This is a genomic window from Rhodoferax ferrireducens (genome assembly GCF_049302455.1).
Lineage (GTDB): Bacteria > Pseudomonadota > Gammaproteobacteria > Burkholderiales > Burkholderiaceae_C > Rhodoferax > Rhodoferax ferrireducens_B.
Genome location: NZ_JBAQMD010000073.1, coordinates 75,397 through 89,889 on the forward strand (window position 1 = coordinate 75,397; position 14,493 = coordinate 89,889).

Consider the following 14,493-nt stretch of genomic DNA (forward strand, 5'->3'; position numbering starts at 1 on the left):
AGTTGGCATCTTTACACAAAAAGATCCAGCGCCCGACCCACCGTCAGATTGACTCGCCGCTGGCCTGGCGTGGGCACCTGCTCCGTCGTTATCAGCTTAGCCTGGCCTGCTTGACGGATGCCGGGGTGATTGCGCTGCTCCTGCGCTCCCGAGCCACCCTGGCTGGATGCACCTACCGAAACCCCGGACAGCACCAGACCTTCGCTCTTCAAGGCTTCCTTCAAGTGGGCAAGCGCCCCTTCGAGCATCTGACGAATCTCGGGCTGGTCAGTGCGAAAACCAATGTGCGCCTGATCGCCCTTGAGCGATATTTTCACCTCAACGCTTTCACCGCCCAAGCCCTCAAGCTTCAACTCGGCGTTTTGAACCCCTTGCGTCACCCAATAGCTCACCGTATCTGCCACCGTCGGCCCAAGCGACTGCATCGACGAACTGGCCAGCACAACAGACGTATTGGCACGGTTTCCCGCCAGCAGGGCTTGATGCCCCCAAGACCCTTCCATGCCAGCGTTGGCCGACAGCCCCGAAAACTTGTTGCCAGAGCGCTGCACTGGCTTGAGCAAGGCGTCACCTATCTCGCTGCTGAGCAGAGCACCCTCGCTGCTCAGCAGCGCCCCGGACAACGCGGACTCGCTCGCAGCCGGGTCCGCGCGCCCGGCCTGCTGCAGTGCCCGCGCGTCCGCTACGGTGGCGCTGACAGCCGACTGAAACCCGGCACCCTTGCCCTTGATGGACCAGGCCGGCGAGGTCTGCGCCGCCTGTTCCAGCATCGCATCGACTGCCTGCTTGGGGTTGCCTGGCTCCAAGTTCAAAAGAGAGGCTGCGGATGACCCCCGCCCGCTCGTTGGTGACCTTGTTTGTGCAAGCGGTTCATTGGCAACACCTGCCTTCGCTCCTGCCGCACCAACTCCAACGGCACCAACACCAGCGGCACCGACGGCACCGACGGCACCGACGGCACCGACGGCACCAACGGCACCAACGGCACCAACGGCACCAGCTTGCGCCAATAACAGGGCAGGATCGGCATCCGGGGTTGTCGCCGCCACGCTCAGCTCCGCACTGACATCGGTATCCGAATCGAGGGCCGTTATCAGCGCCAGAAAACCACCCGGAACATCATCGAGCTCGTCCCCTGATTTCACTTTGCCTTTGTCCTTGGCACTGCTGCTGTCTACTGCCCCAAGTATTTTGGGACTGCTGGCCGTGCTGCTTGATTCAACGCTCATAATTGATTTCCACTGAAATGCCCGGCGCTTGTGCGACGGGTCTGCAAGGCGGCAAACTCATCCATTTGTTTTTGTTCGCGACGGGTCTGAATCAGCGCCAGACCGGCCTGTTTCTTTTTCAGGACCTGCTTCAAACTGACCAGCCGAAATTCCGCCTCCAGCACCAATCGTTTGGCCTGCGCCACTTTACGGCTCTCATTTGCAAGCACCCCTTGTTGCAGCCCGATGGCATGCTGCAGACGATCCAGAAACTGATAGTGATGACGCATCAACTCCGGGGTGGTGCCAACCTGGGCGCAGGCCGTCCACCTGGACGCTGTTTCCGCTGCGTAGACTTCCAGCTGGTTCATCTGGTCCTGCGCAAACACGTGGGCACTTTGGACCCGCATCAAATCCTGCGCCGCCTCATCACGCTTGCGCGTGCTCAGATCAATCGCCAGCAAAAAACTCTTGACGGCACTCATGCCACGGCCTCTTCAAAATCTAAGGCCTTCGCCATGGCGCACACGCTGGCGTCCAAGGTGGACGCCTCAAACATATCCTGCTGCAGGAATCTGGCCATGTCATCGTGCAATTGGATCGCCTCGTCCAGCGCCGGATCGGAGCCGCCGACGTAGGCACCTATCTGCACCAGATCGCGACCTTTTTCGTAGCGCGAGTTGATCGCCCGAAATCGCCGCGCCATCTCAAAATGCTGTTGTGGTACCACGTTGTGCATCACCCGCGATGCCGACTGCTCGATGTCAATGGCGGGGAAATGCCCCGACTCCGCCAGCGCACGCGACAGCACAATGTGCCCGTCCAGAATCGCCCGCGCCGCATCGGCAATCGGATCCTGCTGGTCGTCACCCTCAGACAACACGGTATAAAAAGCGGTGATCGAGCCCAGCCCGTGCAGGCCATTGCCACTGCGTTCCACCAGCTGGGGTAATTTCGCAAAACAGGACGGCGGATAGCCCTTGGTCGCGGGCGGCTCGCCAATTGCCAGAGCAATTTCACGCTGCGCCATGGCGTAGCGCGTGAGCGAATCCATCAGCAACAACACGTGCTTGCCCTTGTCCCGGAAACTCTCCGCAATGGCCGTGGCGTAGGCTGCCCCCTGCATGCGCAGCAAGGGCGGCGCATCGCCTGGGGCCGCCACCACCACCGAGCGGGCGCGTCCATCGTCGCCCAGAATATCTTCAATGAACTCCTTGACCTCACGCCCGCGCTCTCCGATCAGGCCCACCACAATCACATCTGCCTTTGTATAGCGGGCCATCATGCCCAGCAAGACGCTCTTGCCCACGCCGGAGCCGGCAAACAGCCCAATGCGCTGCCCCCGGCCAATTGTCAGGAGCGCATTAATGGCGCGCACCCCGGTGTCCAGCGTTTCTCGCACCGGCGCCCGGTCCATCGCATTGATGGGTTGCCGATCCAGCGGCACCGCCGTGACGTCCTCAATCGGACCGCGCCGATCCATTGGCGCCCCCTGCGCGTCCACGACGCGCCCCAGCAAGCCGTCCCCCAGGGGCAGGCGCAACGTGCCATAGCCTGCGGTGCGCTCGGTCTGGCGGCGCTCGCCCAAACGCGGCACCGCCACATACGCCGCCGCCGGTTCCACACTGGCGCCACTGGACAAGCCATGCACATCGCCTGCCGGCATCAGGAAAGCACGGTCGTTTGAAAACCCGACCACCTCGGCCAGCACCGGTGCTTGCGCCTTCATCGTCACCAGGCACTGCGACCCCACCGGCACGCGAATGCCGGTTGCTTCAAGCACCAGACCGGTCAGCCGCGTCAGGGTGCCGCGCAACGCCAGCGTGCTGCCGGTGCTGACGCGCTTGCGGGCACTGTCCATAAAGAGTTGCCACTTGACCGAGGCGTCACTGTTCATCAGTGGGCTCCTCCCAGGACGAATCAAGCCCCAGACTGGCGACCGCCCGCATCCACCGCTTTTCAAGGGTGCCATCCACCACGGTGCCGGCTGATTCGATCAGGCAGCCGCCTCGGGTCAAGGTCGGATCCGCCAGCAAGGTCAGGGACAAAGAAGAAAACTCGGTGCGAATGACCTCTTCGAGCACGTTGAAATCCAGGGGGTGCAAGCGCACCACGGCACTCTTGGTGTCGGCCGCCAGCAGGCCCAAGGCCTCGCGAATCACGGGCTGCACGGCCTTCGGGTCCACCAACAATTCACGGCGCAACACCTGACGCGCCAGCTCGCACGCGAGCTCCAGCGTGCCCTGGGCCATCACCTGCTCCGCCTCGGCCAACTGCGCTTGCACCGTGGCAAAAAGTTGTGCGAACTGGCGTGCCGCATCGCTGCCCTGATGGGCGATAAAGTCAGCCATCTGGCGTTGCGCCTCCATGGTCGCCTGGGCTCGCCCTTGCGCAAAGCCCTCGGCATAACCCGCCTGCCTGCACGCCTCCTGTTTGGACTCTTCGGCGGCTTCATCGCGCACCTTGACCTGCGCTGCCAGCAACAAGGACGCGGTGTCCACCGCGGCAAAATTCCACTGCTCAACCGCATCAATCTCTTCGCCGGGAATAAAACGGGAATAGTTACGCATCGTCAAACCATCAAGTCATCTGCGCCGCCACCAATCACGATGGTGCCTTCATCGGCCAGACGGCGCACTGTTTTCAGGATTTCTTTCTGCTGGGCCTCCACCTCGGACAGGCGCATGGGGCCGCGCGACTCCAGGTCTTCGCGCAGCGCCTCGGCCGCGCGCGTCGACATATTGGCCAGAAACTTCTCTTTCAGCTCGGGCTGGGCGCCTTTCAGGGCGACGATCAGCACGTCGGAAGACACTTCCTTCAGCACCGTCTGGATCGCCTTGTCGTCGAGCTTCAAGACATCGTCAAAGACAAACATCTTGTCCATGATCTTCTGCGCCAGGTCCGGGTCATGGTTGCGGATCGATTCAATCACCGTGCCTTCGATCGCCGTGCCCATCAGATTGATCATTTCTGCCGCCGTCTTGACGCCGCCCAGCGACGACTTGCGCACCTTGTCGCCACCGGCCAGAACCTGGAACAGCACCTCGTTCAAATCCTTCAAGGCAGACGGCTGAATGCCCTCCATGGTGGCCACACGCAGCATCACCTCGTTGCGCTGGCGCTCGGCAAAAAACTTCAATACATCGGCGGCCTGGTCAAAGTCCAGATGAACCAGAATGGCCGCCACAATTTGCGGATGCTCATTGCGCAAGAGCTCCGCCACGGACGAAGGGTCCATCCATTTCAGACTCTCGATGCCGGAGACATCACCGCCCTGCAAAATGCGGTCAATCAGCAAGGCCGCCTTGTCGTCCCCGAGCGCGCGCTTCAGGACCGAACGAACATAGTCGCCTGAGTTTGACACCAGCAGGCTCTGGGCGGCGGCCACGCCGGTAAAACGGTCCACCACCTCATCCACCCGCTCGCGCGTGATGGCCTTGGTTTTGGCAATCGCCTCGCCCAGTTTTTGAACTTCTTTGGGCGACAGATGCTTGAACACCTCCGAGGCCTCCGCCTCGCCCAGCGACATCATGAGAATGGCCGCGTCTTGTAGTCCGTCTGTTTGATTCATCTTGTGATCCCAACCGGGCCCCATCAGGCCGGCGCCTCACCATTGATCCAGGTCTTGACGATATTGGCCACCGCAGCCGGGTTGTCGCGCGTCAACTTGCGGGCATCATCCAAGGCCAGTTCACCGCTGGTGGGGCCGGCAAGCTCACTGCTTCTGGCGGGGGCCGCCAACTGCGCCCGCTCTGGCGCCTCGGACTCAATCGCATTCAACTGGTGGGCTGAAGCCGAGATTCTCGGTTGCGACTGCGCCAAGGTCTTGAGCGCCGGGCGAATCACCCCCAGCAGCACCAAAGCGCCGAACAACAAAGTGCCCAGTGGCCAGGCCAAGCTGCGCGCCAAATCCTGAATTTCGGACTGCTTCCAGAATGGCAAGTCCACAGGCACCACTCTTTCCGTGGTGAACGGCGCATTCATCAGGTTCACCGAATCGCCCCGCTCTTTGTTGAAGCCGACGGTTTCGCGTACCAAGGCCGTCATTTGCTCGATCTGCTGCGCGCTCAAAGGCGTGGTGGTGGTTTTGCCTTTGGCATCGGTCACCGACTGGTGGTTGACCACGACGGCGGCACTGATGCGCTTGACGATGCCGGTGCCGCCGCGCACGACCTTGACCGTCTTGTCCACCTCGTAGTTGATGATGGATTCACGGCGACCCCCGGCACTGGCACTGGCGCCGGTGCCAGCCGCGGTCAAGGTTTGTGGCGCACCGTTGATGGGCGCCGAAGACGGTCCGGGCGGCTTGTTGCTGGTCGCACCCGGCACACCCGAAGGAGGCCCGCTGATGCCACTGCCGTTGCTGCTCTCGGATACCTGCTGGCTGCGAATCGCGCTTGAATCGGGCGTCTGATTGGGCTTGTGCGACTCCGAGGTGGATTCCGTCTGTGAGAAATCAAGCTCGGCCGTCACCTGCGCTCGCGCGTTGCCCCGGCCCACGACCGGCTCCAGAATGTCCAGAATACGGCGGCTGTAGAGCTGCTCGAGTTGCTGCACATACTGCAGTTGCTGTGCGTCACCACCACCGGCGCCGTCCGCGCCCTCGGGCGGGGTCGACAGCAACTTGCCGGAATCATCGAGCACGCTCACCGCACTGGCGTTCATCTCGGGCACACTGGACGACACCAGATGCACGATGCCCGCCAACTGCGCCCGGTCCAGCGTGCGCCCGGCGTTCAAACTGACCAGCACCGAGGCCGACGGCTTTTGCTGCTCACGAAAAAATCCGTTTTGATTCGGCAAGGCCAAATGAACGCGGGCGCTCTGCACCGAGGACAGCGCCTGGATCGAGCGCGTCAACTCACCCTCCAGGCCGCGCTGAAACGCCAGCCGCTCCTGAAACTGCGTCATGCCAAAGCGGTTGGCATCCATCGTCTCGAAGCCGGCGACCGCCCCCTTGGGCAAGCCCTGCGAGGCCAGTCGCAAACGCGTGTCATAAACCTTGTCGGCCGGCACCAGGATCGCGCCCCCGCCATCGGCATACTTGTACGGAACGTTCATGGTTGACAACTGGGCCACGATGGCGCCGCCGTCTTTGTCAGCCAGATTGGCATACAAGACGCGCCACTCGGCCTGGCGCCCCATCATCAGCCCGATGATGCCAATGGCAACAAACACGGCCAGCCCCAAGCCCATGCGCAGCCGTTGACCTTGGTCCAGACCGGAAAAACGCTGTGACAGCGTGGGGTTGATAGCGATGGCGGAGGCGGCAGACATAGGGTTTCCAAGGGTTTCCAGGTCAGTGTGGCGCAATTTTGCACCACCGATGCCGACGATTATTCGACCCGGCTGCGAAAACATTAGCTCGATAAGCCGCGTTTTTACCCCTTACTTCAAATTAATGTTTTGCCAGCCCCGCCCTAGCATCACTCAACTCTCAATTTATCAGGCAAGACGGCCCCATGGAACTCCGACTCTCCCCCACCACCATGCCGACGACGGTGCGCCCCACGCTGGCACCGCGCCTGTCATCCAGCCAGGTGACGGGCGGCGCCGACGGCGGCTTCTCCGGCGCACTCAAAAGCGCCCTCAGTTCGGTCAGCGCGGCGCAAAACGACGCCACTCGCTTGCAGCGCGAAGTGCAAATGGAAAACCCCAATGTCAGCCTGGAAGAAACCATGGTGGCGATCCAGAAAGCGCAAATCGGCTTTCAGGCCACGCTGCATGTGCGCAACCGCATGGTGCAGGCCTATACAGACATCATGAACATGCAGGTGTGACGCCTGTTCTGAAGCACCAGCCTTCAAGCGAAGGATTTAAGTAAAATCAGACTCTAGCCCCCGTGGATACTGCGTAATAAGCTATTAATTAAATAGCAAATCAGCACGAACACCGGCGTCCTCACGCCAGGTTCAGATCCTGCCCCGTGAGCCGCTTGACCAGCCCTTGCGCCAGACGATTGACGATGCCATAAATGGACAACTGGGGGTTGGCGCCAATGCTGGTCGGGAAGATCGACCCGTCATGAATGGACAGATTGTCCAACTGCCAATGCACGCCGTCCGGGCGCGTCACGCCCAGGGCCTCCGTGCCAGCCAGGCCGCAACCGCCCATCACATGGGCACTCACCACTTTGGTCAGCAGCGGCTGCATGGCCAGCGCCGCTACCGCCTGCCGGCCCTCGGTCCAGTTGTTGCAGGGCCGGGCCGACTCATGCATCGGCAACACCTGCCGGGCACCGGCGGCAAACTGGATTTCCATCATCGCCAGCAGGGCACGCCGCGCCCCGGCCATGACAAAGTCAGTCAGCGGGTAGTCCAGCTCGGGCGACCCGTCGCCCCGCAGCTTGACCTGGCCGCCCGCCGCTTCTTCATGGAATCCGTCGCGCAGCAGCGCCAACAGGACATGGGTGTGGGGAAACTGCGCCAACATCGCGGCTTGCTCCTGGCCATAACCGAACACCGTGGAGGCAAAGATGACCGGGTGCAAGGGCGGCGCTTCGAGCTTGAAGCCGATCGGGCCGTCAATCGGCTGGGTGCCCATAAAATGATCGGTATAGATGGTTTGCGGTGCGCCAGCCCAGGCCTCCACCTTTTGGCTCATGATGGCCGCCGACATCACCACCGGATGCAAGAAGGTGCGCCGACCCAGGCGCCCATGCGGATCGGGCGCGTTGGAGCGCAGCAGCAAGGCCGCCGAGTTGATCGCGCCGGCCGCCAGTACAAAATGCTTAGCTATTATTGTTGTAGCATTAACACCAGATTCGACGGGGGCTCCGTTCGGTTTTACTGCAATGCAACGGACCGATCGCAGGCGCCCATTGACCAGCTCAAACTGTTCGGCCCGGGTTTCTACCAGCAGCGTGGCGCCCAAGTCCAGCGCAGCGGGAATCGTGGTCACCAGCATCGACTGCTTGGCATTGGTCGGGCAGCCCATGCCGCAGGAGCCCAGGTTCCAGCAGCCCTTGACGTTGCGGGCAATCGCCGCCGCCGGGATGCCGAGCCTGGCGGCACCGCGGCGCAACAAGTCGTTGTTTTCATTCGGCGCGACCAGCCACGGGCCCATGTTGAGCCGGGTCTCGGCCTGTTGGAAATAGGGTGCCAAAGCGTCGTTGGTGTAGTCAGGCAGCGCGAACTTCTGCTGCCAATAGCTCAAGGTATCCAGCGGTGTTCGAAATGAGCTGGTCCAGTTGACGGTGGTGGAGCCGCCCACGCAGCGCCCCTGCAGGATCGTGACGCCTTTGTCGGCGGTTTTGCGGCCGGCACTTTCCTGGTACAGCGCGGGGTAGGCTTCTGCCTCCTTCTGGTTGAAGTCGCTGCTGCTCTTGAGCGGCCCCTCTTCAATGATCACGACCTGCAAACCCGCGCGCGCCAGCAGCTCGGCGCTGATACCGGCGCCGGCGCCCGAGCCAACGATCGCCACATCGCAGACCATTTTTTCGGGCCGTGCGCCGTGCGCGCCACCCAGCACTTTCCAGCCACGCTTTAATCCGTCGCGGATCGGATCCTGCAAACTGCTCATAACTAAGTGGCGCCTCGGTAAGGGGGGTGATTCAAATTGTCAAAGGGCCGGGATAACCCAGCGCGGGCCAGGTGCTGGCATCCGAAAAATAGGCCGCGCCGACAATGTCATGCAGGGCCTGGTAGCTTTGCAGGCGCAAGCCCAAGCGCGAGCTGCGCATCGACTGCAAGGCTTGCTGCACCTCGGCGACGCTCGCACTGCGCCAATCGGGCGCTAGAGCGGCCAGCGTGCGCCGTCCGACCGCGGTACCCAGGAGCCCGAGCAGTTGCGACAGTTCGGCTTGTGCATGGGGCGGCAGGGCCTGCACCAAGGCATCAATGCGCGGCATCAGGCCCTTCAGCGCCGCCTGGGCTTGCGCCGGTTCTGTGGGCAGGGTGCCATCAAGAATGGCGCGCGCCACGCTGGTGAACACGTCCTGCGCGCCCGGCGTCAAGTGCCCTTGCCGCAAGCCGGGTTGCAACAAGGCAGTCGCACCCCCCGCCAAAATCAGCACCGTGGCCGATACGGCACCCAATTTGAGCCAGGTTCTTCTTTGCATCATTGGAATATCGCATGCAAAAGCGCGCTATTTCTAGAGCCTGGCACCTAGGTAGACTCAGGGTTTAATATGGAAGCCACCAACATCATCCGCGACGCCGTCAGCCGCGTCACCGCACTGCGTCAAAGTGCCACCGACAACCCCGAGTTGGCGCAGGCCATCAGCGAGGTCAAGCGACTGCAGGCCCGACGCTTTGCCGGGACCTACTTTGATCTGCTGCAGTCCCAACAGTACCAGCCAGCCGCCCGGTTTTTTCTGGAGGAGCTGTACAGCGAGAAAGATTACACCTTGCGCGATGCGCAATTTGCGCGCATTGCCAGTGGCCTGGAGCGGCTTTTTCCCCAGCAGGTGGTGCAAACCGCCGTGTCGATGGCGCGCCTGCATCATCTGACGGAAGAGCTCGATCTGGCCATGGCCCAGTGCTGGCTGAGCCATGGCGCACTCGACGAGGTCGCGCGCTACGTGGCCGCCTGGCGCAGCGTTGGCCGTCGTGCGGACCGCGACGTCCAACTGGCAACGGTGTTGGAGGTTGGGCAGGAACTCGACCGCCTGACACGCACCCCTGGCCTGCGCATGATGCTGAAAATGATGCGCGGCCCGGCGCGCATGATGGGGCTCAGTGCGCTGCAGCAATTTCTGGAATCAGGCTTTGACACCTTCGCCGCCATGGGGCGCAAGGGCGACGGCGCGTCCTATTTTCTCGACACCGTCCGCCAGCGCGAAGCCGGCCTGATCGAGCGGCTTTTTCAGGCCAGCGCTGTCGCGTGCGAGACCGAAATCACCCAGATACTGGGGCAAGCCCTGTAAGGCGGGCGGCCACTCTGGCTCAAAATCAGAGCCAAGGAGAAACCGCATGGAAAAAATCTGGCTCAAGAGCTACCCCCCCGGCGTCCCGCATGACGTCGACCCAGAGCAATACGCCTCATTGACACAACTGCTGGAAGAGTCCTTCCGCAAGAACGCCAGCAGCCGCTTCGCCGTGTGCATGGAGAGCTGGATGACCTATGGCCAGCTTGATCAACTCTCAAGCGCGCTGGGCGCCTGGCTGCACAGCCTGGGCCTGGCGACGGACGCGCGGGTGGCCATCATGCTGCCCAATATCCCGCAGTTTCCGGTGACGATGGCAGGCGTCTTGCGTGGCGGCTACACCTGCGTCAACGTGAACCCGCTGTACACCGCGCGCGAGTTGCAGCACCAGTTGACCGACTCCGGCGCGAGCGTGATTGTGGTGCTGGAGAACTTTGTCGCCACCCTGGCCGAAGTGATTGACCAGACCCCGATCCAGCATGTGGTGGTGGCGTCCATGGGCGACTTGCTGGGCTTTTGGTACGGCCAGTGGATCACGTTTGCCGTGCGCCACCTTGCCAAAATGGTGCCCCCTTACAAACTGACGCTGACAGACGGCCGCACCGCCACCTCGTTCAAGCAGGCCATCGCAAAGGGCGCCGCCCTGCCCTTCAAGTCGGCGCCGAGCACGCTCGATTCCGTCGCATTCTTGCAGTACACCGGCGGCACCACGGGCTTGAGCAAAGGCGCCGTGCTGACGCACCGCAACATCGTGGCGACGGTCTTGCAGGCCGAGGCCTGGTTCAACCCGGCGCTCTCGCGTATCGGCGACGTCCGCCACGTCAACAGCATTGCCGCGCTGCCGCTGTACCACATCTTTGCGTTGACGCTGTCGCTGCTGGCCATCCGCTGGGGGGCGCAGCTGACCCTGATTCCGAACCCGCGCGATTTTGGCGGCTTCATCGAAACGCTCAAAAAGCGCCCGTTTCATTTGCTGCCGGGTGTCAACACCTTGTTCAACGCCCTGCTGGCGCAGCCGCAATTCAAAACCGTGGATTTTTCCAGTCTCTGCGCGACGCAAGCGGGCGGCATGGCGGCTTCAGAGGGCACCGCCCAGCGCTGGCTGGAGACCACCGGTTGCCCGATGGTCGAAGGCTGGGGCATGAGCGAGACCTGCGCCATTGGCACCAACAACCCGGTGCTGGCCCGGGAGTTTTCGGGCACCATCGGCCTGCCGCTGCCCGGCATTGACATCGCCATCAAGGACGACGAGGGCCACTCCCTGTCTCAAGGGTCGTCCGGTGAAATCTGCATCCGGGGCCCGAATGTCATGCCCGGCTACTACCAGCAGCCCGAAGAGAACCGGCGCGCCTTCACGCCCGACGGCTTCCTGCGCACTGGTGATGTCGGCATCATGGATGAGCGCGGTTACACCAAAATTGTGGACCGCAAGAAAGACATGATCCTGGTCAGCGGCTTCAACGTCTTCCCGAGTGAACTCGAAAATGTGATTTCACTGTGCGATGGCGTGCTGGAGTGCGCCGTCATCGGCGTGCCCGACGAGAAGCAAGGCGAAGCCATCAAGGTCTTTGTCGTCAAGGACAACCCGCTGCTGGCCGAAGACGACGTGGCGCGCTATTGCCAGCAAAATCTGACCGGCTACAAGCACCCCAAATACATTGAGTTCCGTGACGAACTGCCCAAATCGAATGTCGGCAAGATACTTCGGCGTGAGTTGCGTGCGGGCAAATAGCAAGGGCAACAGCGGCCCCGCCCCGCGTGGCCGCTCATTTCACCAGTTGATTGAGTTGAATGATCGGCATCAGCACCGCCAGCACGATCAACATCACCACCACGCCCATAACCACAATCAGCAGCGGCTCCAGGATGGTGGCCAGTTGCATGGCGCGGCGCTGCACCTCCACACTGAGCTGCTTGGCCGCGCGCTGCAGCATGGTGGGCAACTGGCCGGTTTGCTCACCCAGGCGGGCGAACATGGCCAACAGCCCCGGAAAACGCTTTTTTTGCGCCAGCGCAGAGGCCAGCGGCGCGCCTTCGCGCACCAACACCAAGGCATCGAGCGCGTCGGTGCGCATGGCGCGGTTGGACAGGGTTTCAGCCGCCGCCTGCAAGGCTTTGAGAATCGGCACCCCGGCGGCGGCCAGCATCGCCAGCGTGCTGGCAAAGCGCGCGGTGTTGTAACTGCGTGAGAGCTTGCCCAGAATCGGCAGGTTCAACCAGGCGGCGTCAAATTTTTCACGAAACAAGGCGTTAGCCAGCGCCAGGCGTGCGCCGATAACTCCAAAAATAATAGCAATCAACATCAGCCAGCCATAACTGCGCACAAAGGCGCTGGTGCCGATCATGATCACCGTCAACAGCGGCAGGGCGCGCTTGCTGCCCGCAAACACATGGGCCACCTGCGGCACCACATAGGTCACCAAAAACAGCACAATGACAACCGCCACCAGCGACACGATGGCCGGATAAAGCGCCGCGCCTATCAGTTTGGCCTTGAGCGCCTGCTGCTCTTCCAGGTCGTCGGCCAGGCGCTCCAGCACCAGGCCGAGGTTGCCGCTTTGCTCACCGGCGCCAATGACGGCGATAAAAATGGGGCTGAACTCACGCGGATGCTGCGACAAGGCCTTGGCAAAGGTCGCGCCGCCGTTGACTTCAGCGCGCAACAGCGCCACCAGGTGGTGCTCATTGTCGCGCTCGGCCTCGTCCGACAGCGAGGTCAGCGCCCGCTCCAGCGGCAGACCCGAGGACACCAGGCCGGCCAGTTGGCGCGTCCAGATGGCCAGCCCCGTGGCGCTGAAAACCCGCCGCCTCAAACTGCGGCCTGAGCCGGCGCCACCGGCCCCGTCCTGCCCCGCCGCCTGCGCCCCGACCGTCTCGACCTTGATCGGCACCATGGCCTGGCCGCGCAGCAGGCTGCGCGCGCCCTTGGCCGAGTCGGCCTCGATCACGCCCTTGCGGGTTTCGCCGTCAGCGGTCAGAGCTTCAAAGGAATAAACGGGCATGGCAGTGATGCAAGCTAGTCGCGCGTCACGCGCACCAACTCTTCGCGCGATGTCAGCCCCAGGCGAACCAGCCGTTCGCCGTCATCACGCATCAGCGTCATGCCACTGGCCAGGGCAGCGGCGCGAATATCGGCTTCCGCCGCGCGGTTGTGAATCTGGGCGCGAATGGCATCGTCCGTGACCAGCAGCTCGAACACGCCCGAGCGCCCGGCGTAGCCGGTTTGGCCACAGGCGCTACAGCCGGCACCATGGCACGTCAGGCACAGCTTGCGCAGCAGGCGCTGCGCCAACACGCCCAGCAAGCTGGAGCTGAGCAAGAACGGCTCGACCCCCATGTCGGTCAAACGGGTGACGGCGCTGGTGGCGTCATTGGTGTGCAGCGTGGCGAGCACCAAATGGCCGGTGAGCGAGGCTTGAATTGCAATCTGGGCGGTCTCGAAATCGCGGATTTCACCGATCATGATGATGTCCGGGTCTTGCCGCAAAATGGCACGCAAGGCCTTGGCAAAGGTGAGTTCAATCTTGGCGTTGACCTGGGTCTGGCCGACACCGGCCAACTCGTACTCAATCGGGTCTTCCACCGTCATGATGTTGCTGCGGCTGGCGTCTAACCGGCTCAAGGCAGCATACAGCGTCGTGGTTTTACCGGAACCGGTCGGCCCGGTGACCAGCACGATGCCGTGCGGTTGTGTCACCAGATGCTCGAAGCGCTTGAGCACCTCGCCCTGCATGCCGAGCGCTTCCAGACTGAGGCGCCCTTCCGACTTATCCAGCAGGCGCAACACGGCGCGCTCGCCATGGGCGCTCGGCAGGGTGCTGACGCGCACATCGACAGCGCGCGTGCCAATACGCAGCGAGATACGGCCGTCTTGCGGCAGGCGGCGTTCGGCAATATCGAGTTCGGCCATGATCTTCAGGCGCGAGATCAATGCCGCGTGCAGCGCCCGGTTGGGTTGCACCACCTCGCGCAGCGTGCCATCGACCCGAAAGCGCACGCTCGAATGGCGCTCATAGGGCTCGATATGAATGTCACTGGCGCCGTCGCGCGCGGCCTGCGTCAAGAGCGCATTGAGCATGCGGATGATGGGCGCATCGTCCGAGGTCTCCAGCAAGTCTTCAATCGCGGGCAGGTCCTGCATCATGCGCGTAAGGTCAGCGTCGCTCTCGACCTCGCTGACCACCGCCGCGGCACTCGATTCACCTTGGGCGTAGGCGGCGCTGATGCGCTGGATCAGCGCCTGCGCACCGAGCGACTGCAGATGCCGCACCGGGTACTTGCGCATCACTTCGCTCACCGCGCTGGCCCCCGAGTCGGGGTGCACACACAGCGTCAGATCGCCCGACTCATCCTCCAGCAGGAGCTGATGCGTTCGGGCAAAGGCATAGGGCAGCGGGTAGCGCATGGCGTTGTGCCTCC

13 protein-coding genes are annotated in these 14,493 nt (G+C 62.6%); 3 read left to right on the forward strand and 10 right to left on the reverse strand.

Annotated features, from left to right (window positions below; all coding sequences use genetic code 11):
* Positions 1-11 precede the first annotated feature (11 nt).
* Genes WA157_RS13160 through fliF form a run of 6 tightly spaced genes read right to left on the reverse strand, consistent with a single transcriptional unit; the run spans position 12 to position 6,485 of the window.
* On the reverse strand, positions 12-1,229 hold the full coding sequence (locus tag WA157_RS13160; RefSeq protein WP_422621386.1) for a flagellar hook-length control protein FliK: 1,218 nt from the start codon (positions 1,227-1,229) through the stop codon (positions 12-14).
* Complete coding sequence (gene fliJ, locus WA157_RS13165) at positions 1,226-1,693, reverse strand: flagellar export protein FliJ (RefSeq protein ID WP_422621387.1); 468 nt, start codon at positions 1,691-1,693, stop codon at positions 1,226-1,228. Before fliJ ends, WA157_RS13160 begins: the two co-directional genes overlap by 4 nt.
* On the reverse strand, positions 1,690-3,105 hold the full coding sequence (gene fliI, locus WA157_RS13170; RefSeq protein WP_422621388.1) for a flagellar protein export ATPase FliI: 1,416 nt from the start codon (positions 3,103-3,105) through the stop codon (positions 1,690-1,692). Before fliI ends, fliJ begins: the two co-directional genes overlap by 4 nt.
* Positions 3,095-3,778 carry a flagellar assembly protein FliH gene (locus WA157_RS13175; protein ID WP_422621389.1) on the reverse strand — a complete coding sequence of 228 codons (684 nt, stop codon included), beginning with the start codon at positions 3,776-3,778 and terminating at the stop codon, positions 3,095-3,097. The genes fliI and WA157_RS13175 overlap by 11 nt, the downstream gene beginning before the upstream one ends.
* Before the next feature lie 2 nt (positions 3,779-3,780).
* A complete protein-coding gene (gene fliG / locus WA157_RS13180; protein WP_422621390.1) occupies positions 3,781-4,779 on the reverse strand; it encodes a flagellar motor switch protein FliG in 999 nt (332 codons plus the stop codon).
* A gap of 23 nt (positions 4,780-4,802) precedes the next feature.
* Positions 4,803-6,485 (reverse strand): flagellar basal-body MS-ring/collar protein FliF, encoded by a 1,683-nt coding sequence (fliF, locus tag WA157_RS13185; protein WP_422621391.1) that lies wholly within the window; start codon positions 6,483-6,485, stop codon positions 4,803-4,805.
* A gap of 185 nt (positions 6,486-6,670) precedes the next feature.
* Here fliF and fliE point away from each other — a divergent pair, with 185 nt between their 5' ends.
* Entirely contained in the window at positions 6,671-6,988 is a 318-nt protein-coding gene (gene fliE / locus WA157_RS13190; RefSeq protein ID WP_011462873.1) for a flagellar hook-basal body complex protein FliE, read from the forward strand.
* A gap of 121 nt (positions 6,989-7,109) precedes the next feature.
* Here fliE and WA157_RS13195 read toward each other — a convergent pair whose 3' ends face one another.
* Both WA157_RS13195 and WA157_RS13200 read right to left on the reverse strand, forming a co-directional pair.
* Positions 7,110-8,729, reverse strand: a complete 1,620-nt coding sequence (locus WA157_RS13195) for a GMC family oxidoreductase N-terminal domain-containing protein (protein WP_422621392.1) — start codon at positions 8,727-8,729, stop codon at positions 7,110-7,112.
* A 31-nt stretch (positions 8,730-8,760) separates the two neighbouring features.
* Positions 8,761-9,270: a hypothetical protein gene (locus WA157_RS13200; protein ID WP_422621393.1), complete on the reverse strand. Its 510-nt coding sequence runs from the start codon at positions 9,268-9,270 to the stop codon at positions 8,761-8,763.
* A gap of 66 nt (positions 9,271-9,336) precedes the next feature.
* Here WA157_RS13200 and WA157_RS13205 point away from each other — a divergent pair, with 66 nt between their 5' ends.
* Positions 9,337-10,074: an FFLEELY motif protein gene (locus tag WA157_RS13205; RefSeq protein WP_422621394.1), complete on the forward strand. Its 738-nt coding sequence runs from the start codon at positions 9,337-9,339 to the stop codon at positions 10,072-10,074.
* 46 nt (positions 10,075-10,120) lie between these two features.
* Positions 10,121-11,806: an AMP-binding protein gene (locus tag WA157_RS13210; RefSeq protein WP_422621395.1), complete on the forward strand. Its 1,686-nt coding sequence runs from the start codon at positions 10,121-10,123 to the stop codon at positions 11,804-11,806.
* Between the two features lie 34 nt (positions 11,807-11,840).
* Here WA157_RS13210 and gspF read toward each other — a convergent pair whose 3' ends face one another.
* Entirely contained in the window at positions 11,841-13,076 is a 1,236-nt protein-coding gene (gspF, locus tag WA157_RS13215) for a type II secretion system inner membrane protein GspF (RefSeq protein WP_422621396.1), read from the reverse strand.
* 14 nt (positions 13,077-13,090) lie between these two features.
* The gene (locus tag WA157_RS13220; protein ID WP_422621397.1) at positions 13,091-14,479 is read right to left on the reverse strand and encodes a GspE/PulE family protein; all 1,389 of its coding nucleotides are present in this window, start codon (positions 14,477-14,479) and stop codon (positions 13,091-13,093) included.
* Positions 14,480-14,493 lie beyond the last annotated feature (14 nt).